Genomic DNA, 24,429 nt, shown 5'->3' on the forward strand with positions numbered 1-24,429 from the left:
GCGGCGAGTCAAGGGGGGTTGTGGCAGGCGCTCGGGTATTTGACCCATTGTTCGCGGGTTGCGACGCGTTTGGCCGGACTCTTGCATGACAGAGCCTGTCCTTTGCCCTCAAGGTGATCCTGCCATGTCGCAATCCACCCCGCAGTCAGCTGCCCCGGATGATCTAATCTATGCCCTTGATGACCGACCCGCACCTGGGCCCGCGCTGCTGGCGGCGGTTCAGCACGTACTGGCATGCTTTATCGCGATTGTGACCCCCACGCTGGTGATTGCCGGCATTCTCGGGCTTGATCAGCAGTTGCCCTATCTGCTCAGCATGGGGTTGATGGTGTCGGGCGTGGGCACCTTTTTGCAGGCTCGACGGCCCTGGGGGGTCGGGGCAGGCATGATCTGCGTTCAGGGCACCAGCTTTTCCTTTCTCGGTGCGGTCACGGCGGCTGGTCTGCTGGTGAAGTCACGGGGTGGCAGCCCGGATGACATGCTTGCCATGATTTTTGGGCTCTGCTTTTTTGGCGCGTTCGTTGAGATCATTCTGAGCCGGTTTCTGCACCAGCTGCGCCGGATCTTTACGCCGCTGATTACCGGTATCGTCATTACGATTATCGGCATGAGTCTGATTCCGGTAGGCATGACGAGTCTGGGTGGTGGGAGCGGTGCCGACAATTTCGGCGATCCCGGCTACCTGGGAATCGGTGCATTGACCCTTTTAATCATCGTGATGCTGGGGCATGCCCGCAGTGCCTGGCTAAGGCTCTCGGCCATCGCCATTGCGCTGGCCATCGGCACCCTTGTGGCCTGGTTGACGGGCCTGGCCGGTTTCACGGCACTTCAACAGCAACCGTTGATCAGTTTGCCCATCCCGTTTCGCTACGGTTTCGATTTCGAATGGTCAGTATTTCTGCCGATCGCCATGATTTATCTGATTACCGCCATCGAGTCGGTGGGTGATTTAACGGCCAACTGTCTGATCTCTCGTCAGCCGATCGAAGGGCCGCGATATCTTGAGCGCATCAGCGGTGGCGTGCTGGGAGATGGGGTCAACTCGATGCTGGCAGCAGTCTTCAATACCTTTCCCAATACGACCTTTTCCCAGAATAACGGAGTGATTCAGCTTAGCGGTGTGGCCAGCCGCCACGTCGGGCAGTATGTGGGCGCGATTCTGGTCGTGCTGGGACTCTTCCCGATGCTCGGGGCGGTGCTTTCGCAGATTCCGCAGCCGGTACTGGGTGGGGCGCTTCTGATGATGTTTGGAAGTGTGGCAGCTGCCGGCATTCGTATTCTGGCCCGCGTCACCCTGGACCGGCGCAGCCTGAGCATCATGGCGGTGGCCTTTGGTGTCGGGCTCGGCGTGGCGAGCCACCCTGAACTGTTTGATCAATTGCCGGATGTTGTGCGTCTGCTGCTGGGATCATCCATCAGCGCCGGTGGCCTGGTCGCCATCGTTTTGAACCTGCTGCTACCGGATCATGTGGCGCGTGAGCACATCACTTCAAAAGCGGAAACAGGGCGCGTCTCGCGTTGAGTGCTGCAGGCGTTTGCCCTGATGGGTTCTGCGTGGGCGTCACTCGCGCCGATTGGCAAGCGTTAATGCCTGCTGATAGGCCGCGGCGACCCGCTCGGGAGACAGACCCAGCTGCGCCAGATGAGGCCAGTCAATGACCTCCCATTGCGCTTTTTGATAGTCGATGGCCGTTTGAAGGATCAACCCCAGTGAGCCAGTGCGATGTATCAGGGCCGCTTCGATATCAGGATGAACGGGGATCTGCGCCAGGATCTCTTCCAGCGGCTGATCCATGAAGCTGTCGAGACAGGAAAAAAGCCCTGCGGTAAAGCCCATCTCGCTGGTCTGACCGGGCAGCTGCTGCGCCAGATAATGACAGAAGTGCGCGCGCATCATCGCCAGCTTTTGCAGGGCATATGGCTTGTCATCAAAGCGTGACAGGACCAGCAGGCTCGCCAGACTGCGAATGCGGGAAAGCCCCAGCGCCATGACAGCACCGTGCAGTGACGTGACCGGGCGGCTTTGCTGGGCAAAGGCGGAGTTGGCCATCCGCAACAGGCGGACGCTCAAAAACGGCTCGCGCTGTACCGTCTCGGCCATGTTGTTCATGGAGATGTCAGGCGCGTTGAGCTCGGCCAGAAGCTTCAGGATGTTCAGTCGATTGACCGGCATGACCCGACCATATACCGGCTCGGGACGCGCCAGAAAATATCCCTGAAAGAGGGTGCACCCGGCCTCCATGGCGATGCGATAGTCTTCCTTCGTTTCGATTTTCTCGGCCAGCAGCTGATGCGCCGGATAGCGTGCCTTAAGGGCCTGAATGACGGCTGTCAGCGTCTCGGGGGTGTAGACGGGATAGTCGAGTTTCACGATGTCGACAAAGGGCAGCAGCGGGTGGCTGGCATCAGAAAGGCTATAGTCATCAAGCGCCATGACATGGCCTTCTTCACGCAGACGCGTCAGGGCCTCGATCACTGCCGGGGTGTCGGTGACATCTTCCAGAATCTCGATGATCAGTGCGCGGGAATCAAAGGGGATATCCCGGGTCAGGCTGTCGGTCGAGAAGTTGACATAGGCAGGCTGATGATCACACACCTCGTTGATATCGGCCGCCGTAAAGGCATTGATCAGCACCTGGCTGGTGGCGCGATTGCCATCAAAATCGGCCGCCACGATCGGGCCGCCGCCATAGGGGCGAAACAGGAGTTCGTAGCCTGCCAGCGTCAGCTGATGGTCATAGATAGGCTGACGGGCAAACAGTACCCCGGCACTGTCGTTGGAAGTGTCGCTCATGATGTCCTGGGTATCTTTGAAATAACGCCTGCGTCGTGGCCACGCATAACAATGATCCCATTGTCATTCATCAGCATTCATCAGTGGCCTTTATGTCGTTGTTTATCGTCAGCCATTGCCTTGGCTTGAGTGCCAGGGCCCTGAAAAGCCTGATCAGGCGCTGAAAGGCGGGTGCCTGCCGGTGCTACATGATGGATGCCGGCGTGTTGTCATCGGGCAGATCCTGCATCGAGATAAAGCCGGAGATTTCTTCGATGCGTCCGCACCAGTCCACCACATGAGGCCAGTCCAGCAGCAAAAGGCCTGCCTGGTCAGCGATATGGGTGTGGGCAAACAGGGCAATATCGGCCAGTGTGAGCGTCTCTCCGGCCAGAAAAGGCTGCGTGCTGAGGGTCTGCTCCATGATGTCCAGCGCCTGACGAGCGTTTTCCTGACGTGCCATCAGCTCTTCGAGACGCTCGCTTGGGTCGCCCTGATACCAGTGAATCAGTCGGGCCACGGAGAGTGACGGTTCATGGCGATGCTGCTCGAAAAACATCCACTGAAGCATGCGCGCCCGGTCGAACTCATCGTCAGGCACCAACGCGCTGTTATGGCCCAGGTAATAGAGAATGGCGTTGGATTCGACGAGCGTGCGTCCGTCGTGCAGCTCCAGCATGGGAACACGACGCGCGGGGTTACGAACGGCAAAGTTGTCGCTAAGCGTCTCGCCGGTCAAAAAGTCGACATCAAACCAGCGGTGACTGATGTCCAGTAGTGCCAGTGTCAGCCTGACCTTGTAGCAATTGCCCGAGCGATAGTCGCCGTAGACGGTCATCATGGCCTCGTCCCCGTAATTCAATGGTGCATGAGAAAGTTGCAGCCATTGTGGCACAAGCTTTCAGCACCATCCTTAAGCCTTTGATCATGCCATGACACATGCCATGACAAAGGGCCCTGCCACGAATGTGACAGAGCCCCAGGGTCACGCCTTGATGATGCGATCAGGCGGTGGCCAGCATGCCGGTCTGCTGCTGCACCTGTTCGGTATCCATCAAGTGGATGGTGACCGGCACCGATTTGGCTGCAATGGTATGGCTTCGCTCGTCGCGGTTGGCAATCGGAATCAGACCGTTGGTCTCGGGATAGTAGGCTGCCGCGCAGCCCTGGGGCACGTCATAGGGCATGATGCGAAAGCCCGAAACGTGGCGTTCGATGCCGTCTTCGGCCACGGCGCGAAACTCGATCAGGTTGCCCTCCTCAAGGCCGAGTCGCTCGATATCTGCCGGATTCATCATGACCACCATGCGTGTGCCATAAACATCGCGGTAGCGGTCATCCAGCGAGTACACCGTGGTGTTGAACTGATCGTGGCCACGGGTGGTGATCAGCTGAAAATAATCCGCCTTTGGTGAGGTCATGCCTGTATCGAGGGTATCTCCCGGGAACAGGAAGTTGGCACGACCGCTGTCGGTTTCCCAGACGCGCTCTCGGGCAGCGTTATACAGGTGAAAGCCGCCCGGCTCGCCCACGCGGTCGTTGTAATTTTTGAACATGTCCGGAAAAACGGCCTCGATGCGATCGCGAATGCGGGCATAGTCCTCGCTGAGCCACTCCCAGTCGACCTTTGTGTGCGGGGGCAGGGTGGCGCGGGCCATACCGGCAATGATCGCCACTTCGGATTTCAGATAGGGCGAGGCTGGATCGATCTGACCGGTTGAGCCGTTGACGTTGCTCATGCCGTCTTCAAGGGTCACGGTCTGCAGAATGCCTGCCTGAATGTCCTTTTCGGTGCGGGCCAGACACGGCAGGATAAAGGCCTTTTTGCCGTGGATCAGATGACTGCGATTGAGCTTGGTCGAGATCTGCACGGTCATCTTCAGGGTATTGAGTGTCTTTTCAGCGACCCGGTCGATATCGGGAATGGCGCGAAAGAAGTTCCCGCCCAGTCCGATGAAGGTATCAACGCCGCCGGCCAGAATCGATTCGCAGCAGGCAGCCACGTCATCGCCGTGTCGGCGCGGTGACTCGATATCAAAGACCTTGTCGAGCTGGCTCAAAAACGCCTCGGTCGGCTTCTGGTAGATGCCGACGGTGCGGTCGCCCTGTACGTTGGAGTGCCCGCGTACCGGACAGGCGCCCGTACCGCGTCGGCCGATGTTGCCCCGCAGCAGCAGCAGGTTGACGATTTGCTGTACACCGTCACCGCCATGCGTTTGCTGGGTGATGCCCATGCCCCAGCAACAGATGACGCGCTCGGCGGTCATGTAGACCTCGGCGGCGGCCTCAATGGCTTCACGTGTCAGCCCTGAATGGCGCTTGATGCGCTCCCAGTCAAGGGCGCGACAGTGATCGGCGAAGACTTCGAGACCGTGGGTGTGCGCCTCGATGAATTCGTGATCAAGCACGCGTTTCTCACCTCTGGCCTGCGCCCGGTCATCGGCTTCAATGATGACCTTGCACATGCCCTGGATGGCAGCAATGTCGCCTCCGATGCGCACCTGATGGTACTGCGAGCTGATGGTTGTGCCCGAGGGTTTCAACATGTCCATCGGACTTTGCGGGTTGGCAAAGCGCACCAGCGCCTTTTCGCGCAGCGGGTTGAAGGTCACCACGGCGCCGCCACGGCCGACCAGCTCATGCAGGTTGCCCATCATGCGTGGGCTGTTGGTGCCGGTATTTTGACCAAAGATGAACACGGCATCAGTGTGATCGAAATCGTCCAACGTGGTCGTGGCCTTGCCGACGCCAAGGCTTTCGGGCAGTGAGACCGTAGTGGTCTCGTGGCACATGTTGGAGCAGTCCGGAAAGTTGTTGATGCCGTACATGCGCCCGAACAGCTGAAACATGAATGCCGATTCGTTGGGCGCATGGCCCGAGGTGTAAAGCTGCACCCGCCAGGGATCTTCCTGTGACTTGAGCGACTCGCCGATTTCCCGGAAGGCGGTCTCCCAGTCGACCGCCTCATACTTGTCCGTGTCGGCGTTGTAGCGCATCGGATGTGTCAGCCGGCCCTGACTTTCGAGCTCGTGATCGCTCCAGCTCGACAGCTCGGTCACTGTATGGCGCTCGAAAAATTCCGGGCGCACGCGTTTGCGGGTGGTCTCCCAGGCGACGGCCTTGGCGCCGTTTTCACAGAATTCGGCCATCGCCGGTCTGACCGGGTCGGGCCAGGCGCAGCTGGGGCACTTGAAGCCGGTGTGCTTGTTCATTGCCAGCATCAAACGATTACCGGTAAAGGGTACCTGCTGGCGAAACATGTGCTCTTCAACGGCCTTGAGGGCGAGCCAGCCGCCACCAGGCGAGGTGCCTGCGTCCTGACTGCCGTAAACCTGGGCGTTACTTTGATGCGCGGTGTGCTTTTTCACCATGATGGCCTCCGTGCCAATACGGTTGAAAGATGACAGACGGCGCTGACGATACCGTGACGGCCAGCAGGAGGGGTAAAGCCTGTTGGATGCCCTTCTTTTGACTGGCGGCGGGAATGTCGGACAGCGTCAGCACCAAGGATAGTCGGCTGCCACTATCCTGGTACATGAACTTAATCGATGCTTAATAGGAAATGACCGGGAGGCCGATAAACTCAGTGCATCGGCCCGCCGGAGGGGAAGGGAGGGCGTGCCAGCCAGATCAGGCCGATGGCCACCACAAAGATGACGCCGAATAGCCAGATGACATCGTTGAACGCCATGGTGGCGGCCTGAGCATTGACGACTTCGTTAATCATGGCCCAGGCGCCTTGATCCTGCAGGCCCAGCGTGCCCAGCTGATTCAGGTAATGCTCGGTCGCCGGGCTTCCGGGAACCACTGACTCTGTCAGACGCGCATGATGATAGATGCTGCGGTGATCGTAGAGCGTGACCGATACCGCCGTGGAGATACTGGTGGCCAGGGTCCGGCAGAAGTTGGAAAGGCCGGAAGCATCGGCAATCTGATCATCGCGAAGTCCGGCAAAGATGATCTGATTGATGGGTACGAAAAAGAACGCCACGCCTGCGCCCATCACAAAGCGCGGCATGGCCAGCTCACCATAGGCGATCTGGTTGTTGAAGCCTGCCGCCCAGAACGAGCAAAAAGCAAAGACGGCAAAACCGAAGGTCACCAGAAAGCGCAGGTCAAAATGGCTTTGAAAGCGGCCCACCAGCGGGGAGGCAAACAGCGCAAGAATGCCGATGGGCGCGACAGCAAGGCCTGCCCAGGTGGCGTTGTAGCCCATGACCTGCTGCACCCAGTTGGGCGTAACAACGGTGGTGCCAAAAAAGGCAAACATGCCCAGCGACAGGCACAGCGTGCCAATGGCGAAATTGCGCTGTCCAAAAAGGCGCAGGTTGACCACTGGACGGCGATGCATCAGCACCCAGGCCACCAGAAAGGTGATGCCAACCAGCGCCACAAGCCCCAGAGTCAGGATCATGGGCGAGGCGAACCAGTCGTGGTCGTTGCCGTTGTCGAGCATGAACTGCAATGCCCCCACGCCCACAATCAAAAGGCCCAGCCCGATGACATCGACCGGTACGCGGGTGGTTTTCGATTCTCGCCCGCGTAACAGCCACAGGCTGAGCACCAGCGAGAAGATGCCGACCGGGATATTGATATAGAAAATCCACGGCCATGAGTAGTTGTCGGTCAGCCAGCCGCCGAGAATCGGGCCGCAGATTGGGGCCACCACGACCGTCATGGCCCAGAGCCCAATGGCCATACTGCGCTTCTCGGCCGGATAGTTCTTCAACAGCAGCGTCTGGGTCAGGGGGACCAGCGGGCCGGAGACGGCACCCTGCAGCAAACGAAAGACCACCAGCATGATCATGCTATTGGCAAATCCGCAGAGCGCGGAGAACACGATGAACAACGAGATGGAGGTGCAAAACAGGCGCACCTCGCCAAAACGGCGCGCCAGCCAACCGGTCAGCGGCTGGGCAATGGCACTGGACAGTGCGTAGGCACTGATCGCCCAGGTGCCTTCACTGGTACTGACGCCCATGTCACCGGCAATGGTATGCACCGAGACGTTGACGATGGAGATGTCGAGCACTTCCATGAAGGTGGCAAGGCCCATCGCCAGCGTCAGCAGCACCAGCTTGATGCCGCGCAGGGGCGCCATCGCTTCCTGCTGGCTGGGTGCGGTGGCCGCCTCGCTCATGGGGTGGTGCTTTTATCAGTGTCGGTGAGCAGGTCGCCGGCGTTGTCGCGAATAATGGCCATGGCGGCGTCATCGGCCTGATGCTGGCGCGCGTCAAACACCTCGGTGTGTTGTGGTGAACGAACTTCGGGCGCATCGGCAAGCATGGGGCCATCAGCATCATCGTTCAGATCAATCCGGGCGTAGGTCGAAAGCCCGACTCGCAGCGGATGAGATTCGAGCGTATCGCCATCAAGGGCGATACGCACCGGCACGCGCTGGACCACCTTGATCCAGTTGCCGGTGGCATTCTGGGCCGGCAGCAGGGAAAACGCTGCTCCGGTGCCGGCCGACAATCCCGCTACATGGCCGTGATAGACGACGTCATCGCCGTAGAAGTCGGTAGTGACGCTCGCTGGCTGACCGATGCGCACCCGTCCGAGCTGGGTCTCCTTGAAGTTGGCATCCACCCACAGATCATGCAGCGGCACGACCGTCAAAAGCGGCTGACTGGCCTGCACACTCTGGCCCAGCTGTACCTGTCGGCTGGCAACGCGACCCGCTACCGGTGAGATGACCTGCGTTCTTTTCTGGGCAAGCCATGCGTTGCGATAGGCGGCGCGTGCCTGCAGGACGCCCGGGGCATGCCAGAGGTCGTTGCCATCAATCAGGGCGTGGGCCGCGCGTGCCTGGGCCTGGGCCTGTTCAAGCTGCGCCCGGGCAGCGTCGTAATGGCGCCGGGCACTGTCGACTTCTTCTTTTGAGGCGGCGCGCTGCGCCAGCAGCGGCTTGCGGCGCTGATATTCGTCGCGGGCCCGTTCAAACTGCGCGCGCGCCGTAACCGTAGCGGCATCAAACTGAACGGCCTGTGCCCGCTGCTGGCGATACTGGCGCACGGCCTGTGCCAGCTGTCCGGCGGCCTGATCAAGCGCGTTGCGGGTATCGCTGTCATCCAGGGTAATCAGTATCTGACCGCGTTTGACCGGCTCGGTGTCCTCGACGCTGATGGCGGTGACCGTGGCGTTGATCTGGGCGGAAATATTGACCTGGTCACCCTGCACATAGGCGTCATCGGTAATCACCCGGGTACTGAGCACCAGCGCATCCAGCAGATACCAGCCGATGCCGGCGAGTATGAACACCAGTGCGATCACCAGCAGGATGATGTTGCGTTTTTTGCGTGAGACCGGTGCCTCGTTTTCAGTGCTGTCATGGCCATCACTGTCGCGGCCATTACCCTCGTGAGGTGTCTGCTCGGAGGGGCCATGATCGGTCGTGGCGTCGTTGTTATGGCTCATCAGTGGCACTTCCCGTCGTCAAATAGCGTGCGTCACGTTCGGGCACGCGTCCGTGATAGCCCCCGCCCAGGGCGTGGATCAGCTGTATGCGGGTATCCAGCAGCTCGCCTTCGAGCGTCAGACGGTTCATCTGTTCACGAACCAGCCCCTGCTGTGCCTCGATCAGTGCGCGTGGGTCTTCAACGCCGCGGGCGTCCCGCTCGCGAGCAAGCTCAAGGCGATGCTGAAAGCTTTCAAGCGCCGTTGCCTGAGCGTCGCGCTGAGCCTCGATGCGCGACAGGGTGACGGTCTGGCGGGCTACTTCCTGCGCGGCATCCACCACACGCTGGTTGTAATCGGCAATGGCACTTTCAAGCTGGGCACGGCTGGCGTTATAGCGGGCATCAAGCCGGCCCGCTTCGAAGATGGGCAGCGTCACGGCCGGCCCAAAAGAGGCCACCGAGACATCTTCATTGCGTCCGGTGCCCAGCGGGTGCACGCGCAGAAAACCTGCCAGAGCCGACAGGCTGACGTTGGGATAATAGTCCGCACGCGCCTGATCAATGCCGCGCATGCCGGCCTCGACCTGCCAGCGACTTGCCATGATGTCCGGGCGACGCGCAATCAGCTCAAGTCCGGCCTCATTGGGCAGGGCGGTGTCCAGCTGGGGAAGCGGTCGCGGGGCCAGGTCATTGAGCTGATCCGGAGAGACGCCCATCAGCGCGGCCAGTTGAACCTGATCCAGACGGGCAGCGCCATCGAGGCCTGCGCGCTGCTGTTCCAGCGTGGAAAGCTGTTCGTTTGCCTGATCCAGTCGTGCCGGGTTTTCGATGTCGCGTCCGACGCGCAAAGCGGTAATTCGAACGCTGTCGCGGGCGCTGTTCAGCAGGGTATCCAGCGCCGACAGCTGGGCCTGGCGTAGCTGCCAGTCCATGTAGGCACGCGTGATGCCGGCCTGCAGGGCGCTGGCGGCGGCAGCCTGTTCAAGCCGAGCGGCGTGGCGCTGGTCAAGCGCCGCCTCGATGGCGGCACGTTTTTTGCCCCACCAGTCGAAATCCCAGCCAAATGACAGGCTGGCCAGACCCACATTGCTGCGCTGGCTGTTGCCGGTACTTCCGCTCTCGAAGCCGGGTAGCCCCAAGGCTGGATATTCAAGGTCGGTATGGCTGTAGCTCTGGTTGGCCCGGGCGCTGCCTTCAATCTGTATGCGGGTATCGGCCTGACGGCCTTCCAGCTGGCGAGAGGCGGTCTCAAAGCGTGCCCGGGCGCTGTCCAGTGATGGGGCCTTGCGCATGGCACGCTCGATCAGGGCGTTGAGCTGTGGGTCGTTGAAATCATGCCACCACCTTTCATCCGGCCAGTGACCAGAGGTGTCCTGATTGGCGGCCAGTCCGGCCAGCGGTGCCTGTTCACGCAGCGTCAGTTCGACTGGCGCCATGGCCGGGGCGCCGCAGCCACTCAACAGGGCGCACATCAGCATCAGGCAGGCCAGGGCTCCACCAGAAAAGTGCGGTCGAAGATATGAAAAATGGGGCATCATGTTACCGGTACAATGGCGGGCAGGCGTTATGGTAATACACACATTAACGGCACTGGAGGATGAATGCTTTCGTCAGCATTTTTCAGCACCAGACAAGCCCGCTGCACTAATGTAGGCCGGACTGTCGCGCGTGTCGCGTGGCCCACGCTTCAAGGAGCCTTTTGTGTCTTCCATCGCCTGGCGAGATACTCGTGAATATTATGGGCGGATCAGCCGTCTTTTTCACTGGCTGATGGCCGCTCTTTTGCTGTGGCAGTTTGCCGGCATGATCGCCGCCAGCCTGGTCGGCCGCGCGCCCTGGGTTGCCTTCATGGTCGGAACGCACAAAAGCATCGGATTTATGCTGATGCTGCTGGTGGTCCTGCGCTCGACATGGGGCCTTTATAACCTTTCCAATCGCCCACCTCATGACCGGGGTGCTGAAATGCTGGTCGCCTTTGGTCAGCTTCTCATGTATCTGCTGATGATTGTTGTCCCGCTGCTGGGATTGACCATGAACTGGGCCTCCGGCAAGCCGTTGCTGGTGTTTGGAGCGCAGCTCATGAGTGGTGGACGCGAGATGGAAGGGCTGGCAGAGCTGACGGCGCAATGGCATGTCTGGATGGCCTGGACGCTGGGCGTGCTGATTGCCGGGCATGTGCTGCTGGCCGTGGTCTGGCATGGCCTCATTCGCCGCGACAATACCCTGAAGAAAATGGTGACCCGCCCCAACGCCTGAAGTGCCCTTTGGAAGCAGCGACCAGCGTGCCATCCAACACACGCTGGTGCCACGTCGCTTTTTTAACGCTAGTAATAGCGCTCCTTCCAGCGCTGTACCTTCACTTCACTTTTCAGCACATCCAGCACCTCGACCAGTACCTGTTCTAGCGCCTGATAGTCACTGGCGCTGGCGGGCACGCTGCGATCGATGGTGCGATTGGCCAGCTCCTCGATCAGTGAGCGGAAGTCCGGTGAACGAATGCCGATGACCGCCTCCCTGATTAGCCGGCTGGTGACATCGGCCATCGCTTCATCCATGGCCTCGACCACCTGTGCCCCCATTGGTAGACGTTGCAGGCTGCGGATGGTGGGGTTTTCCGTCACTGCGCGATGAATCAGACCGCTGACCCAGGTATTGATGTCCTCGCGATGCTGGGCATAGCTTTCGCCCAGTACGCGTTGCACGCGATGGGCCACGTCATCGATCAGCTGCTGTTTGCGGGGCAGCAGGACTTCGTCGGTCACGCGACGGGAAATATTGCCCTTGGAGAGAAAGCCTTCCTGCACGTCGGTCAGCATCCTGACGATCACGCGATCGGAGATCTCTTCAAGTGCGATTTCGTAATACTTGTAGAAAAAGCGATAGATACCCCAGGTGCGAATATCGATCAGACGCGTGCGCTGCAGCCGAACCAGAAGCCCGATGATACGCAGTACGCGCAGCAGGCGCAGACCACCGACCGGGATGCAGCCAAGCACGTCGTACCAGTGCACGAAGGGATAAAAAAACCAGCGGTGATAACGCCTGTCCCAGATGGCAAGGGCCCAGCTTGCCAAAACATCGAATACGAAGACGGCCACGAACCACAGATCGATCGTTTCAAAATTGGCATGTAGCCAGCCACCCCATTGCTCAAGTGTCGGCGAGATGGCCGAAAGCAGATCGCGAAAGGGGCTGGTCAGATACAGCGTGTCAAAAAGGATCAGCAGCAGGCTGGTCGACACCAGCACCATGATGATTAGATCCCAGATGAGATAGCACTTCTCCAGCCAGCTAGGAATGTCTCGAGGCGGCTCGTGCTTGTCCTCTTCAGGGGCATCGCTGCGCGGCTGATCGGCCCAGCTGTTGGCCGGCGGATAGCGATCGCGCTGCGTGCCACCCTCTGATGGGGAATCCTCTTGATGCATGTGTGCCTCCTTGCGTGAGGGGCTATCTCAGATGCTTGAGCGCCTCGCGTCAAGTCGCCGGCGCTCAAACCTCCGGCAGCATCCGGATTTCAGACTAGAAAGAATTTACGGTGCGCCTGGCAGCTCGCGCTTGTGTGCGGTGCGATCATAGGTGCTGATGATACGCTGTGCGGCTTGTCCATCGATCTCCCTGCCTTCCAGAAAATCATCGATCTGATCATAGGTGACGCCCAGGGCATCTTCGTCGGTCCGACCTGGAGAAAGGGTTTCAAGATCTGCAGTGGGGACCTTGTTGACCAGCGATTCAGGCCCGTCGAGTACGCTGAGTATCGCTCGTACCCGACGCTTGTTGAGACCAAACAGCGGTGTGATATCGCAGGCGCCATCACCGTGTTTGGTAAAAAAGCCCATGACCGCTTCGGCGCCGTGATCGGTGCCGACCACCAGACCATTATGGCGACCGGCCACGGCATACTGCGCGATCATGCGGGCCCGCGCCTTGATGTTGCCATGGACAAAATCACGCTGATGCTCGTCCTTGAACCCAAGACCGCCCTGTTCGAGGCCTTCAAGCATGCCATCTGCCGAAGGCTTGATGTTCACGTCCAGCTGCTCATCGGCTCGAATGTAGTGAATGGCAGCCTGAGCATCATCTTCATCATGCTGCTCGCCGTAGGGCAGGCGCATGGCATAAAAGGTGGCCTTGCCGCTGCGCTCGCGGATGCGCTCCACGGCAAGCTGGCAAAGACGGCCGGTCGTGGTGGAGTCCACGCCGCCGCTGATCCCAAGGACCAGGGCCACGGCACCGGCCTTTTCCAAAGACCGCGTCAGAAAGTCGATGCGTCGTTCCACTTCCTGTTGAGCATCGAAGTGCTGCCCGATATCGAGCGCGTCAATAATCTGCTGCTGGGTGGTCATGAGCGATCATCATCCTGCGTGCAGTGAATGTAGTGACTACCGACAGCGTAGCCGGAAATCAAGACCGATAAAATTCCGTCAGGCGTCAGCAGCATTGTTCAAACACTGCCCATGATAATGGGTCAGGCGTCAAAGCGCATGATGAGGCGCTGGTGCACGTGATGGTGATGGTTCTCGTGCGTGGCAGAAAAGCGGGCATACTGGCAGGCAAGACAGCCCTCTGAACAGACAGCTGTCTGCAGGTTCTACGACATCAGCGTCTCATGTTCAGCCGAATGCACGCGCCCGCGTCCGGCATGCTTGGCGCTGTACAGTGCCTGGTCGGCCATTTCGATCAGAGTGCTCATGTCACGGCCCTGGCGCGGGGCGTCGATCAGCCCTGCCGAAAAGGTGAGGTGACTGATTCGCTCATCACCGATCTGCATGGACCACTGGCCAAACTGCTCAAGGACTTCGTTCAAGCGCATCAATGCGATGCTGGCAGACGCTCCCGGCAGGACCACAATGAACTCCTCACCGCCGTAGCGACAGGAGATGTCCGTGGCGCGCAGCCGCTGGGTCAGAATCTCGCCCAGCGCCACCAGCACCTGATCACCGGCATCATGTCCCCATGTATCATTGAGACGCTTGAAGTGATCCAGGTCCAGCAGGGCCAGTGCCACCGGGGTCTCATCGCTGGCGCTTTCAAGCAGACCGGGCAGCGTCTCGTTGAGGTAGCGGCGGTTGTAAAGCCCGGTCAGCGCATCGCGGTAGGCGTGGTCGGTCAGCTGATTGCGCAGACGCAGATTGATCAGCGTCAGCGTCAGGATGCGGGCGGTTTCATCGGTCATGCGCTCGAGACGATGCCGGTCCTCGTCATCCAGCGGCTCGGCCTGCAGGGTCATGCGGCCGAGCGCACCGGTCGACGTGGTCAGGCGCTGGCGGTATTCAAAGGTTGGTTGCGCGCAAAGGGCGCCGCCCCAGGCAAGGCAGTGCGCCTGATCCAGCTCTTCAATGCGAAGGGCCAGTTCGCCACGAGTGTCCGGGAAGCATCGGGGCAGGCACTCTTCCAGCAGCGGGATGACGCTGGCAATGTCGTTGAGCTCGAAAAGTCGCGTGCTCAGTTCATTGAGATACTGACGATACAGGCCGTCGCGGGCCAGGCGCTGATTCAGCAGCACCATGCCCTGTTCGGCCTCCTTGCGCGCCGTGATGTCATGCACCATTTCATAAATCAGCGTTTTCCCGCCGATCACCACCGAGGCCACAAACACTTCCACGTCGCGTATGGTGGCGTCGGCCATGCGGTGGCGGGTCTCGAAATGCCCTTCCTGTTGCACTAGTGTCTGCCGGGCACGCTGCTGGCGGGTTTCCATAGGGGTCAGAGACACGTCCTTCATCACCAGCGTTTTGAGCACTTCCGGCGAATAGCCATAATAATCGCTGGCGGCACTGTTGGCATCGACAATGGCGCCGCTTTCAGGGTCCACCAGCAGCTTGATGGCGTTGCCGCTTTCAAAGGTACTGCGATAAAGGCTCGCATTTTCGACCAGCAGCTCGGTGGCCTGCTTGCGGGCACTGATGTCCTCGATCAACAGCAGATAAAGATTATCTTCCGGCAAGGGTGCGATGACCCACTCGGTCCATAGCGGCTGCCCTGTCCGGTCATGACTAAAAATGCTCATCCTCAGCTCGCGATGCCAGGTCGACTCGCGTCGCTGCGTAGCGTCCTGCTGTTGCCATTCGTGCCAGTGCTGCAGGGTGTCTGCGTGTTCTTCAGCGCTGACCCATTGCCAGATGTTTTCCTGACCGGTAACAAGCTCGTGCGGCGCCAGCAGCTGCTCCAGCATAGGGTTGTGTTGATGAATGGTGCCCTGGGCATCGACCACCAGCATGCTGGTGGGCGTGGTATCAAAGAGGGTCTGTAGACGCTGGCGGGTGTTCGCAAGACGCTGCTCCTGCTCGCGACGCGTCTGAATGTCGATAACCGTTCCCACGATTCGGGTGGGCTGCTGATCTTCATCAAAGGCCATGACCTGGCCGTTGGCCAGCAGCCAGCGCCATCGATTATGTGCATCCAGAAAGCGATATTCGCAGCGCCAGTGCGCACTGCGCCCGAATATGTGGTCGTCAAGGCTTGCCATCACATGATCCAGATCATCGGGGTGAAACAGACGATCACGCCAGGCCTGAACATCACGCGGCAGGGCACCGTTGCGATAGCCCAGAATCTGATGGAACTGGGGTGAGGCAAATAGCTCGTCGGTGACGAGGTTCATGTCCCAAACGCCCGTATCGGACCCGGTCAGGGCCAGATTCCAGCGCTGCTCCTGTTCGGCCAGACGGGTTCTGGTCTCGTTCAGAGCCTTCCATGGATAGCGCAGATGGCTCAAAAAAAGCGCGCGAAAGATCAGAACGTAGGAAACGGCCTTATAGATATGCCCAAGAATGTTGAATTCATCGTTGGCCGAGGCGTAGAGCGTAAAACATATTTCGGCCAGCGCCGTGACCCACGCCGCCAGCGTGAGCATTTCCCGATCACGCCGCTGACGCAGGCGTGAGGAGCGTAGCAGGATGATACCGGCGAGCACGCTCATGCCGGCCAGCCCCCACTCCAGCAGGATCTTGAGAAGGGTCAGCCCTTTTCCCGGCATATAAAGGACGGGTATTTGCTGCGCATAGCCAAAGATGGCGACTAATGTCAAAACCCCGGTCGCGGTGAAAAGGGTCAGGATCAGATGTGGAAAGCGGGAAGGCTTGTCGGACAGATGAGACAGGGACAGCAGCAGCAGAGCGCTGATCGCACTCAATCGGCCCAGAAGCCAGAAGTAGATTGCCTTGTCCAGGGTGTTGGGCGAGAAAATGGCGGGCATGCCGGGCATGGAGAGTAGATGGAGGGCATCCATCAAGGCAGAAAGCGCCAGCAGGCTACCGACACACAGGTACTGGGTCGACAGGGTTTTATAGCTGTTAAAAATGGCCAGTGCAGACAGAACGGCCACGATCACGCAGGTCAGCTCAACGAGAGAGTGAAACCCCAGATAGTTCTGCGACAGCCCAAAGGCCTGCGTTCCCGGCAATAGGGCAAGCAGCAGCATGAGCCCCAGCAGGACCCAGAAAAGGCTGCCCATCGGGCCGGTCAGCAGGTGTTTAAGAGCTGTCTTGAGCGTTGCCATTCGACCGTCCAGCGTTGAGATGCGCAGGCCTGCATGTTAGGGCAATCAGCACAGGGCGTTAACGTTTGAGAATCGCACTTTCCTGGGGTCTATTCGTTAAAACGATCCTGATCTGCCCATTGGCCCTTGCGTCTTGAAAGATAAACCATGACCAGTCCCAGCGAACGCACCAGCGTAAAGATGGTAAAGGACAGCCAGAGTCCGTGATTGCCGAGCGGCTGAGTCAGCCACCACACCGGTAGATAGATCGCCAGGGCCACAATGATCGTATCGCGCATGGCGCGAGTGTCGGTCGTGCCGATGAAAACCCCATCGAGCAGATAGCTCCACACGGCCAGCAGCGGCATGATCACCAGCCACGGCAGATACTCGCCGGCCAGCTGGCGAATGGGTTCGATGTCGGTCAGGCGTGCAATCAGCCAGGGGCCGGACAATGCAAAGGCCAGCGCTGCCAGCGCCGCCGTCAGCAGTGAGAACACCGCGCAGGCGCGCACCGAGCGGGCAAACTCGCGCCAGTTTTCCTTGCCAGCAGCCTTGCCTGTCAGGGCTTCCGCGGCATTGGCAAACCCGTCGAGCCCGTAGGAGATCATCATGACCAGCTGCATCAGGATGGCATTGGCGGCCAGCGTCTGATCGCCCAGCTGTGCGCCCTGTGAGGTAAAAAAGGCCATGGCAAACAAGAGACACAGCGTGCGTACAAACAGATGGCGATTAACGCGAAAGAGCTCGCCGTAGGCCTTGAGGCGCTTGAGCGGGGTGGCATCAAACTGTCCTGCCAGCGTTTTCAGAGCGCGCCGAACCAGCCACAGCCCGAAAACCAGGGCAGTGTAATCTCCGATCAGTGAGGCGGTGGCTACGCCCTTGACGTTCATGTCGAACCCGACCACCAGCACGATATCGAGCACGATGTTGACACTGTTGGTGATCAGCATCAGCAGCAGGGTCACGCGGGCATTCTGACGTCCCAGAAACCAGCCGATGATGGCGTAGTTCATCAATACCGCCGGTGCCGAGAGAATACGAACATGGGCATAATCGGCAGACAGCCGTGCCGTAGCGTCGCTGTCCGGCTGTAAAAGCCAGAGGCCAAGATCGATCAGCGGTGCTGACAGGGCGATCAATGCCATGCCGATGACCACGGCAATCAGCAGTGACTGTCCGAGCAGATTGCGAACGACCTGGTCCTCTCCGCGCCCGACCGCCTGAGAGGTCAAACCGGTCGTCCCCATGCGCAAAAAGCCAAATCCCCAGAATAAAAAGCTGAATAGCGTGCTGCCAAGCGTGACAGCGGCCAGATATCGCGCGTGAGGGAGGTGACCGATCACGGCCGTATCCACCAGTCCCAGCAGCGGTACGCTGGCATTGGAGATGATAATGGGCCATGAAAGACGCCAGACGTCGTGCAGGCGCTGTGAAAAGCCCGGGGAAGGCGAAAGAGACATAAGGATACCGGCTGATTTGTGCCCGGGGAGCTTGCCACATGCCGGTCGTGGCGTCAGTAAACCGACAGAATCAGGGAAAAATGGCACTCATCCTTTAAAGCATGAGGATATTTGCCTAAGGTAAGCCCTGTTTCAGAACAGGGTTTTAAAACCCGGTGACGGCATGTCTGTCCGGCAAGGATATGGGTTTCCGGACAGGGTCATGCGAGCCTTTCATCATAATAATCTCGACCCGGCAGGACGGCGCAGCATCGCGGCTGAGCCATTCAGGGATCGATATTCGGGAAATGTCATGAATTTTCGACGATATACATCGCCTTGCCGCGGTGCGACCACGCTTGCCATGATGCTGGCGGGTACGGCCATGGGGGCTGCCCATGCTCATGCGCAGGCGGTTACGGACCTGGATTACATTGATCCCGGCATTCAACAGCCCACGGCAAGACATGAGCTTTTCAATGATCGTGACCACGGCATTCGTCTCAGTGGCGGGCTGAGCTTTTATGGCTACGGTGCCACCACCCGCAACGTCAATTTCGGGTCTTCCCGCGGAATCGATGGTGCCACGCCGACCGGCAAGCACCCGAGCTGGTGGGAACTGTCGGCCACTCCAACACTGCGCGGCGAGATCGATACCGGTCAAAGTGTGGTCTTTGGCGGTGTGGTCGGCGTTGGCAGCATGACGCGAGGCAATGCCTACGGTGATGCTTCGGGGGCCACGCCCGACCACCCCGAACATACGCGTCTTGATCAGGCCTATATCGGCTGGCGAAGCGGGTCGCTGCTGAAGGGTTCGCTGGGGGAGGATGCTCTGACCTTCTCGTTTGGTCGACAGCAGTTCATGTTCGGCGAAGGCTTTCTGGTCGGTGATGGCTATACCGATACCGGCAAGTACGGCGGCTACTGGAGTGGCCCAAGCCAGGGGTTCAAGAATGCGGCCATTGCCTCGATCGACAGCCACGGATGGCACGGCGACCTGTTCCATCTGGAGCAGGATCAGTACGTGCAGGGCGGCCCCGATGAAGAGACTTCGGCCAACGGTATCAACGCGGAATATACCTTTACCGATCGCGCCAAAATCGGCGGTGCCTGGCTTCGCACCTACGACAGCGACATTGCCGGACGTGAAGGTATGGATGTCTGGAACGTGCGCCTCAAGGGTAAGCCGCTGGCCAGCGTGCCGGGCCTTGCGCTTGGCGGACAGTATGTCAGCCAGAAAAATCGGGATGCCGATATTGATGATGATGGCTGGTATGTTCAGGCCACCTATACCTTTCAGGATGCCCCCTGGTCGCCTGAAATCGCTTATCGCCATGCCCGGTTCAGCGAAAACTACGACACCCTGTTTTATGAGTTTGCCGGCGGGTGGGGCAACTGGTTCATGGGCGAGATCACCGGCGAATACATGCTGTTCAATACCAACATGAAAATCGACATGCTGAGAGCGTCGGTTTCTCCGCGTGATGATCTGGAAACCGGCATCATCGGCTATCGCTTCCGACTGGATGATCCGCAATCCGTGGGTGCCAGCGATGCCGACTTTGCCAGGGAGATCAATCTTTACGCTGACTGGAACCTCAGTGAGCAGGTGACCCTCTCGGGCGTCTATGCAGTGGCCTTCCCTGAAGAAGGTGCACGCTCGCGCTTTGGCGGCAACGACAATACGTCACAGCTTTTTGAGCTGTTTGCGACCTACACGTTTTAAACATGTCGCGCTGCAAACAAAAAGAGGGCGGTCCATGGACCGCCCTCTTTTATATTCACTGCCAATCAATTCACGGATGCTCTTTGCCTTTCAGCCTTCGACGGCGGTTATGCGTTCGTATTTTTCCATCAGCTGGTCCCGTGACTCTTCACGTTCGGGATCCAGCGGAATGCAGTCGACCGGACAGACCTGCTGGCATTGCGGCTCGTCGAAATGGCCGACGCACTCGGTGCATAGTCCCGGATCGATCACGTAGATCTCTTCGCCGGGCGAAATGGCATTATTGGGGCATTCCGGCTCGCAAACGTCGCAGTTGATGCACTCATCGGTGATCATCAGGGACATGGTAACCTCCTGGTTCGCGCGCGCCGTTTGTGGACGCTGCGCGGCTGTCATCCGCCGGCCCGAGGCCGTTTGCCGGTTCAGGCGCTGCGAAAGTGTTCTGCAAGCGCCTGGGCGATGCGGGGATGCACCATCGAGGAAACGTCGCCGCCAAGGCGGGCGATTTCACGAACGATGGTGGATGAAATATAGGAATTCTCGACTTCAGGCGTCAAAAAAAGACTTTCAACATGAGGCGCCAGTGCCCGATTCATATTGGCCAGCTGCAGCTCGTACTCGAAATCTGAAACGGCGCGCAGCCCGCGCAGGATGATGCGAGCCCCGACTCGGTCCACCAGCTGGGTCAACAGGCAGCTGAACCCTACAACTTCGATATTATCGAGATGCCCCAGTATTTCCCTGGCCAGTGTGACCCGTTCATCGAGTGACAGGGTCGGCTGCTTTCGCGGGCTGTGCGCCACAGCCACGATAACCCGATCAAACATTGATGCCGCGCGTTCAATGAGGTCAGTGTGACCATTGGTGATCGGGTCAAAGGTGCCGGGATACACCACAATGTTCATGTACGCACTCCATGTATCTCCGACCTGCCTGCCACATGGCGCCGGAGATATCCCTTGATGAGACGCTCTCGTGTTGTCTGGTCGCTCTGACCCGCTGGGGCCGGGAGACTACGTTAAAGCGTTATGGCCGACAACTGCGCCTGCCGGACCGGCACAGGCGCCGGTCCGGTTCAATGGTCCAGCGTGCCAAACGGGTTGTCGACCTCAAGTGATACCGGCTTGTGGTAGCCGGGAATATAGATGTCCCGGGCGCCGACTTCGAGTTCTGGGCCTTCAAGGACACCTTCACCGAAGCGATAGATCGGTGAGAATTCACCCTTTTGTGACTGAGCCTCGAACAGCGCCTGGCGTTCCTGCACCTTTTCACGCCGTCGGCGCCACTGGGTCATGGCCGCTTCGCCGTGGCGCTGGGTCAGAAGTTTTTCGGTGACCTCCGGCGACAGCAGGGGCGCAGTGGCATTGTTGCCGCCAAAGCCCTTGGCGTTGATGAAACTGACATCGGCGCGAAACTCGCGGTGCTCGCGGAAAATGTCCAGACGCTCGGCATGGACATCGTCGGCCACGGCGTCGAGAGTGAAGATGCCCGGCAGCAGCCCGGTCCTGAAGCTGCCCAGAGCGCTTGTCAGCTGATCGCCGGCCGCGCTCCCCTGAGAGTGCCCCAGATACGCCTTGATGGCGGTGACCGGCCAGTGCTCAATGCCGTTGGCGCGCGCCACGCTGTCAAGCACATGGGATTCGGTAATTCGATTCTTGGGCGTGCTGGTGCCGTGGGAGTGAATATAGCTGCGCTCGCGCACGGCCTTCTCGCCCAGAATGTTGCTTGCCAGCGCCACGCTCTTGCCAAGCGTGATGTAGTTGCCAATGCCGGGTGCCGAAATGGAGCGCTTGTAGCCATCGGCATTGATGAAAACTTCCGGGACAGCGCCTAGAATATCGGCCCCCAGTTCGAGTGCCAGGCTGTCGTCCATGAGCATGACAAACTGGGCGGACTCGGCAATGGTAAAGCCACAGTTGCGGGCAAACGGCCGGCAGACGCGCTGATAGTCCTCATCGGTCAGAAGCTCGAGCGCATCAAGGGCCTTGACGCTGGCATCATCGGCCAGCGCACTCATGACGCGAAAGCCTTCGACAACTTCCGGCGTGATGGGCGCATCGGCCGTACCCACCATGACCAGTCGGCGCCGGCCCATGCGAATGTCATCCACACCAAGGCGCAGATTGTACAAAAAGGTCGCACAGGCGCCCTGCATGGCACCGGTGGCACCGACGCTGCCCAGCACATAGGCATTAAGGAAATCCGCCGGCATCTGCCCATAGCCCAGCGGCATCTGCTTGGAAGTGGCACGCTGACCGGTGACGAAGCTATTGAGCAGACCGCCCCAGCCCTGGGCATCCAGCTGTCCGATCGAATTGCCGGCATAGACGGCGATCTGATCGGGGTCGAGCTGCTGGCTCAGGCTGTCCCACTCAAAGCCGCTCTGACCCAGACAGTCAGAGGCGGCAAAGATAGTCATCGACAGGGCGCGCGGATGGTGCACGCTGCGATAGAAACTTGCCGGGTCAAAGCCGGTCGGCAGTTGACCTGCGCTTTTGACCAGCGCGTCGCGACGCTCCGGCAGCAGCACGTCAAACTCGCCGGCAGGCACGGTCACGCGCACCTGACGGTCGTCGAGCGCTTCGATCTGCCAGTGCGCCGGGGGATTTTCGGGCAGCTGTCGACGGCTGAGACTGACCGTTAACGGTGCATCAAGGGTCATGCTGGCCTGACGATTGGCCGGGATGCCGGCGCCGGCAAAGCGCTCGTCCTCGATACGGCGAATCAAGGTGTGACGACGCACATATGATTCCTGGTGTGCGGTCAAGGCAGCAGCATTAAGGGGTGTACCGTGATCTTCCGGTCCGTTTGACGGGCGTTGTCCCATCAGACAGGAGAGTCCCGAGAAGGTGTACTGTCGGGTCTTTTCAGGCAGTGCATCGATCACGGTCCGGTAAAAGGACTGATGACCGGACGTTCTGCCAGCGGGATTTATACCGCCCATGCCGACGATCACCGGTAACTGTGACAAGCCGAAACCCTCGTGTTGATGCCTATAAGGAAGCGATAAAGCCATGGCGACCGCGTCGCTGAATGGATGGCGATATATCTCCACCACACGGTGTGGTGAGTCCGCCAAAACAGGGCAATCATGATAGCATCGCCCCGGGCAGGACGTCATGTCGGCCGGTCAACGAGTTGTCATGTCAGCGTGGCAGGCTACTGGACGTATTGCTTCAAACGCCCAGGCTGGCCCCGTTGACCATTGTACTATGGTTTGGTGTGCCGATAATGGCGCCACAGACGCACCACATAGAGCCCGCCCACGACCAGTAGCACACCCATGACGATCCAGAGGCTGCCCGACAGGGTCGTATACTGCAAAAGCCAGTGGCTACCGCCTGCCAGACAGCACGCCCACAAAAAGGATCCCAGCGTGGTATAGATCAGGTAGGGCACAAGCGGCATGCGATGAAAGCCCGCCGGTATCGATACCAGAGAGCGCATCCCGGGAATCAGGCGCCCGAACAGCACGACCAGCGGACCATAACGCCCGAATCGCCGGCTTGAGCGCCTGATGTCCTGTGGTGCCAGCGCCAGCCAGTGCCCATGGCGGGCCAAAAAGCGCATGCACTGGCGCTCATCGAGCCATCGACCCAGCAGATAGAGCGGCATTGTCCCCATGACCAGTCCCAGAGTGGCGGCCCCGATGGCCGGCATCAGTGTCACGTCATCAAATGACATGATGTGCGCCAGCATGGGCAGTGTCGACTCGGCAGGCAGGGGCGGGAAGGCGTTGATGATCAGAGTCAGCAGCGTAATGGCCATATAGCCGTGCGTGTCCAGAAACTGCTGAAGCCATGCCTGCATGTTGGTCCGAAATGCTTTAGATCAGGGGTTGGCGCCAAAGGGTGCCAATAAAGTTCCATCAGTATTGTTAAACGTTGCCATGTTCGCCAACTCCACACCGGTACACTCCACGCAGGCAGACCTGCATCCCGATCTTTGCCATCATGTCCGGCGAGCGCTTGCCAACGAATGGCAGCGTCCGATCGCCGAGCACACCCGAGCGGCCTTTGAAGGCGCGCGCCGGTTTTATCAGGCTCATGGCGGGCCGTTGATTCTGGACGCGGGCTGTGGCACGGGCCACTCGACCCGGCAGCTGGCTCGATATTATCCAAGCGCCTGCGTGCTGGGCATTGATCGCAGTGCCGATCGGCTGTCGCGCGATTACTCCCGTGAGCTGGGCGCCTTCCCTGCCAACGCCATGCTGGTGCGCGCCGATCTGGTCGATTTCTGGCGACTGGCACATCTAGCCGGCTGGCGGCCGATACGCCATTGCATCTTCTACCCCAATCCTTACCCCAAGGGATCGCAGCTCAAAAAACGCTGGCACGCACATCCGGTCTTTCCTGTGGTGCTGGCACTGGGCGGGGTGCTTGAGCTACGCAGTAACTGGCAAATCTACGTCGAGGAGTTTGCCTGTGCCGTGGGGCTGGTCACGGGGCAAAAGCCCGGGGTCGAGCGTCTGTTGCTGACGCCGGAGAGTGACTTTATCAGCGCCTTTGAGCACAAGTACTTTGACAGCGGACATACCCTTTGGCAGCTCCAGTGTTCGATGACGGCTTTGCCCCCGCCAGCGCTTCGCTGCCCTGATTCAATTTGAGAGGAAG

At 59.5% G+C, this 24,429-nt stretch carries 18 protein-coding genes; 4 read left to right on the plus strand and 14 right to left on the minus strand.

Annotation, left to right across the window (positions count from 1 at the left end; all coding sequences use genetic code 11):
• Positions 1 to 124: 124 nt before the first annotated feature.
• Complete coding sequence (locus KSP9073_RS05555) at positions 125 to 1,522, plus strand: uracil-xanthine permease family protein (protein ID WP_108841895.1); 1,398 nt, start codon at positions 125 to 127, stop codon at positions 1,520 to 1,522.
• Between the two features lie 39 nt (positions 1,523 to 1,561).
• Here the strand turns inward: KSP9073_RS05555 and KSP9073_RS05560 are convergent, their stop codons facing one another.
• The 6 genes from KSP9073_RS05560 to KSP9073_RS05585 form a co-directional block, all read right to left on the minus strand.
• On the minus strand, positions 1,562 to 2,794 hold the full coding sequence (locus tag KSP9073_RS05560; protein WP_108841896.1) for an EAL and HDOD domain-containing protein: 1,233 nt from the start codon (positions 2,792 to 2,794) through the stop codon (positions 1,562 to 1,564).
• Positions 2,795 to 2,978: 184 nt separating this feature from the next.
• A complete protein-coding gene (locus KSP9073_RS05565; RefSeq protein ID WP_108841897.1) occupies positions 2,979 to 3,614 on the minus strand; it encodes a glutathione S-transferase family protein in 636 nt (211 codons plus the stop codon).
• A 163-nt stretch (positions 3,615 to 3,777) separates the two neighbouring features.
• Positions 3,778 to 6,144 carry an FdhF/YdeP family oxidoreductase gene (locus KSP9073_RS05570; RefSeq protein WP_108841898.1) on the minus strand — a complete coding sequence of 789 codons (2,367 nt, stop codon included), beginning with the start codon at positions 6,142 to 6,144 and terminating at the stop codon, positions 3,778 to 3,780.
• Between the two features lie 212 nt (positions 6,145 to 6,356).
• Positions 6,357 to 7,913, minus strand: coding sequence for a DHA2 family efflux MFS transporter permease subunit (locus KSP9073_RS05575; RefSeq protein WP_108841899.1), 1,557 nt, complete (start codon positions 7,911 to 7,913; stop codon positions 6,357 to 6,359).
• Positions 7,910 to 9,190: an HlyD family secretion protein gene (locus KSP9073_RS05580; RefSeq protein WP_108841900.1), complete on the minus strand. Its 1,281-nt coding sequence runs from the start codon at positions 9,188 to 9,190 to the stop codon at positions 7,910 to 7,912. Before KSP9073_RS05580 ends, KSP9073_RS05575 begins: the two co-directional genes overlap by 4 nt.
• Positions 9,180 to 10,649: an efflux transporter outer membrane subunit gene (locus tag KSP9073_RS05585; protein WP_165814165.1), complete on the minus strand. Its 1,470-nt coding sequence runs from the start codon at positions 10,647 to 10,649 to the stop codon at positions 9,180 to 9,182. The genes KSP9073_RS05580 and KSP9073_RS05585 overlap by 11 nt, the downstream gene beginning before the upstream one ends.
• Positions 10,650 to 10,872: 223 nt before the next feature.
• Here KSP9073_RS05585 and KSP9073_RS05590 point away from each other — a divergent pair, with 223 nt between their 5' ends.
• Entirely contained in the window at positions 10,873 to 11,427 is a 555-nt protein-coding gene (locus KSP9073_RS05590; protein ID WP_108842063.1) for a cytochrome b, read from the plus strand.
• Between the two features lie 68 nt (positions 11,428 to 11,495).
• Here KSP9073_RS05590 and KSP9073_RS05595 read toward each other — a convergent pair whose 3' ends face one another.
• From KSP9073_RS05595 to KSP9073_RS05610, 4 genes are all read right to left on the minus strand, one after another.
• Positions 11,496 to 12,596 carry an ion transporter gene (locus KSP9073_RS05595; RefSeq protein WP_108841902.1) on the minus strand — a complete coding sequence of 367 codons (1,101 nt, stop codon included), beginning with the start codon at positions 12,594 to 12,596 and terminating at the stop codon, positions 11,496 to 11,498.
• 105 nt (positions 12,597 to 12,701) lie between these two features.
• Complete coding sequence (nadE, locus tag KSP9073_RS05600; RefSeq protein ID WP_108841903.1) at positions 12,702 to 13,514, minus strand: NAD(+) synthase; 813 nt, start codon at positions 13,512 to 13,514, stop codon at positions 12,702 to 12,704.
• 245 nt (positions 13,515 to 13,759) lie between these two features.
• Entirely contained in the window at positions 13,760 to 16,669 is a 2,910-nt protein-coding gene (locus tag KSP9073_RS05605; RefSeq protein WP_108841904.1) for an MASE3 domain-containing protein, read from the minus strand.
• Positions 16,670 to 16,758: 89 nt separating this feature from the next.
• Positions 16,759 to 18,111, minus strand: coding sequence for an MATE family efflux transporter (locus tag KSP9073_RS05610; RefSeq protein WP_108841905.1), 1,353 nt, complete (start codon positions 18,109 to 18,111; stop codon positions 16,759 to 16,761).
• 292 nt (positions 18,112 to 18,403) lie between these two features.
• On the opposite strand from KSP9073_RS05610, the gene KSP9073_RS05615 reads away from it, so the two are divergent.
• Positions 18,404 to 19,816 carry an alginate export family protein gene (locus tag KSP9073_RS05615; protein ID WP_108841906.1) on the plus strand — a complete coding sequence of 471 codons (1,413 nt, stop codon included), beginning with the start codon at positions 18,404 to 18,406 and terminating at the stop codon, positions 19,814 to 19,816.
• A 90-nt stretch (positions 19,817 to 19,906) separates the two neighbouring features.
• Here KSP9073_RS05615 and KSP9073_RS05620 read toward each other — a convergent pair whose 3' ends face one another.
• The 4 genes from KSP9073_RS05620 to KSP9073_RS05635 all read right to left on the minus strand — a co-directional run bounded on the left by KSP9073_RS05620 (position 19,907) and on the right by KSP9073_RS05635 (position 23,626).
• Positions 19,907 to 20,161: a YfhL family 4Fe-4S dicluster ferredoxin gene (locus tag KSP9073_RS05620; RefSeq protein ID WP_108841907.1), complete on the minus strand. Its 255-nt coding sequence runs from the start codon at positions 20,159 to 20,161 to the stop codon at positions 19,907 to 19,909.
• A gap of 77 nt (positions 20,162 to 20,238) precedes the next feature.
• Entirely contained in the window at positions 20,239 to 20,721 is a 483-nt protein-coding gene (coaD, locus tag KSP9073_RS05625; protein WP_108841908.1) for a pantetheine-phosphate adenylyltransferase, read from the minus strand.
• A gap of 170 nt (positions 20,722 to 20,891) precedes the next feature.
• Positions 20,892 to 22,760, minus strand: a complete 1,869-nt coding sequence (locus KSP9073_RS05630) for a beta-ketoacyl synthase (RefSeq protein WP_108842064.1) — start codon at positions 22,758 to 22,760, stop codon at positions 20,892 to 20,894.
• Positions 22,761 to 23,026: 266 nt separating this feature from the next.
• Positions 23,027 to 23,626, minus strand: coding sequence for a DedA family protein (locus KSP9073_RS05635; protein WP_108841909.1), 600 nt, complete (start codon positions 23,624 to 23,626; stop codon positions 23,027 to 23,029).
• Between the two features lie 79 nt (positions 23,627 to 23,705).
• Between KSP9073_RS05635 and trmB the strand changes: the two genes are divergently transcribed.
• The gene (gene trmB, locus KSP9073_RS05640) at positions 23,706 to 24,422 is read left to right on the plus strand and encodes a tRNA (guanine(46)-N(7))-methyltransferase TrmB (protein ID WP_108841910.1); all 717 of its coding nucleotides are present in this window, start codon (positions 23,706 to 23,708) and stop codon (positions 24,420 to 24,422) included.
• Positions 24,423 to 24,429: the final 7 nt, after the last annotated feature.

It is taken from the genome of Kushneria phyllosphaerae (genome assembly GCF_900312995.1).
Classification (GTDB): domain Bacteria; phylum Pseudomonadota; class Gammaproteobacteria; order Pseudomonadales; family Halomonadaceae; genus Kushneria; species Kushneria phyllosphaerae.

What these genes read in the sequence shown, in the direction of transcription:
- KSP9073_RS05555 (WP_108841895.1), top strand. Translation starts at nt 125, where the DNA reads ATGTCGCAATCCACCCCGCAGTCAGCTGCCCCGGATGATCTAATCTAT.
- KSP9073_RS05560 (WP_108841896.1), bottom strand. Translation starts at nt 2,794, where the DNA reads ATGAGCGACACTTCCAACGACAGTGCCGGGGTACTGTTTGCCCGTCAG.
- KSP9073_RS05565 (WP_108841897.1), bottom strand. Translation starts at nt 3,614, where the DNA reads ATGATGACCGTCTACGGCGACTATCGCTCGGGCAATTGCTACAAGGTC.
- KSP9073_RS05570 (WP_108841898.1), bottom strand. Translation starts at nt 6,144, where the DNA reads ATGGTGAAAAAGCACACCGCGCATCAAAGTAACGCCCAGGTTTACGGC.
- KSP9073_RS05575 (WP_108841899.1), bottom strand. Translation starts at nt 7,913, where the DNA reads ATGAGCGAGGCGGCCACCGCACCCAGCCAGCAGGAAGCGATGGCGCCC.
- KSP9073_RS05580 (WP_108841900.1), bottom strand. Translation starts at nt 9,190, where the DNA reads ATGAGCCATAACAACGACGCCACGACCGATCATGGCCCCTCCGAGCAG.
- KSP9073_RS05585 (WP_165814165.1), bottom strand. Translation starts at nt 10,649, where the DNA reads ATGCTGATGTGCGCCCTGTTGAGTGGCTGCGGCGCCCCGGCCATGGCG.
- KSP9073_RS05595 (WP_108841902.1), bottom strand. Translation starts at nt 12,596, where the DNA reads ATGCATCAAGAGGATTCCCCATCAGAGGGTGGCACGCAGCGCGATCGC.
- nadE (WP_108841903.1), bottom strand. Translation starts at nt 13,514, where the DNA reads ATGACCACCCAGCAGCAGATTATTGACGCGCTCGATATCGGGCAGCAC.
- KSP9073_RS05605 (WP_108841904.1), bottom strand. Translation starts at nt 16,669, where the DNA reads ATGGCAACGCTCAAGACAGCTCTTAAACACCTGCTGACCGGCCCGATG.
- KSP9073_RS05610 (WP_108841905.1), bottom strand. Translation starts at nt 18,111, where the DNA reads ATGTCTCTTTCGCCTTCCCCGGGCTTTTCACAGCGCCTGCACGACGTC.
- KSP9073_RS05615 (WP_108841906.1), top strand. Translation starts at nt 18,404, where the DNA reads ATGAATTTTCGACGATATACATCGCCTTGCCGCGGTGCGACCACGCTT.
- KSP9073_RS05620 (WP_108841907.1), bottom strand. Translation starts at nt 20,161, where the DNA reads ATGTCCCTGATGATCACCGATGAGTGCATCAACTGCGACGTTTGCGAG.
- coaD (WP_108841908.1), bottom strand. Translation starts at nt 20,721, where the DNA reads ATGAACATTGTGGTGTATCCCGGCACCTTTGACCCGATCACCAATGGT.
- KSP9073_RS05630 (WP_108842064.1), bottom strand. Translation starts at nt 22,760, where the DNA reads ATGGGCGGTATAAATCCCGCTGGCAGAACGTCCGGTCATCAGTCCTTT.
- KSP9073_RS05635 (WP_108841909.1), bottom strand. Translation starts at nt 23,626, where the DNA reads ATGCAGGCATGGCTTCAGCAGTTTCTGGACACGCACGGCTATATGGCC.
- trmB (WP_108841910.1), top strand. Translation starts at nt 23,706, where the DNA reads ATGTTCGCCAACTCCACACCGGTACACTCCACGCAGGCAGACCTGCAT.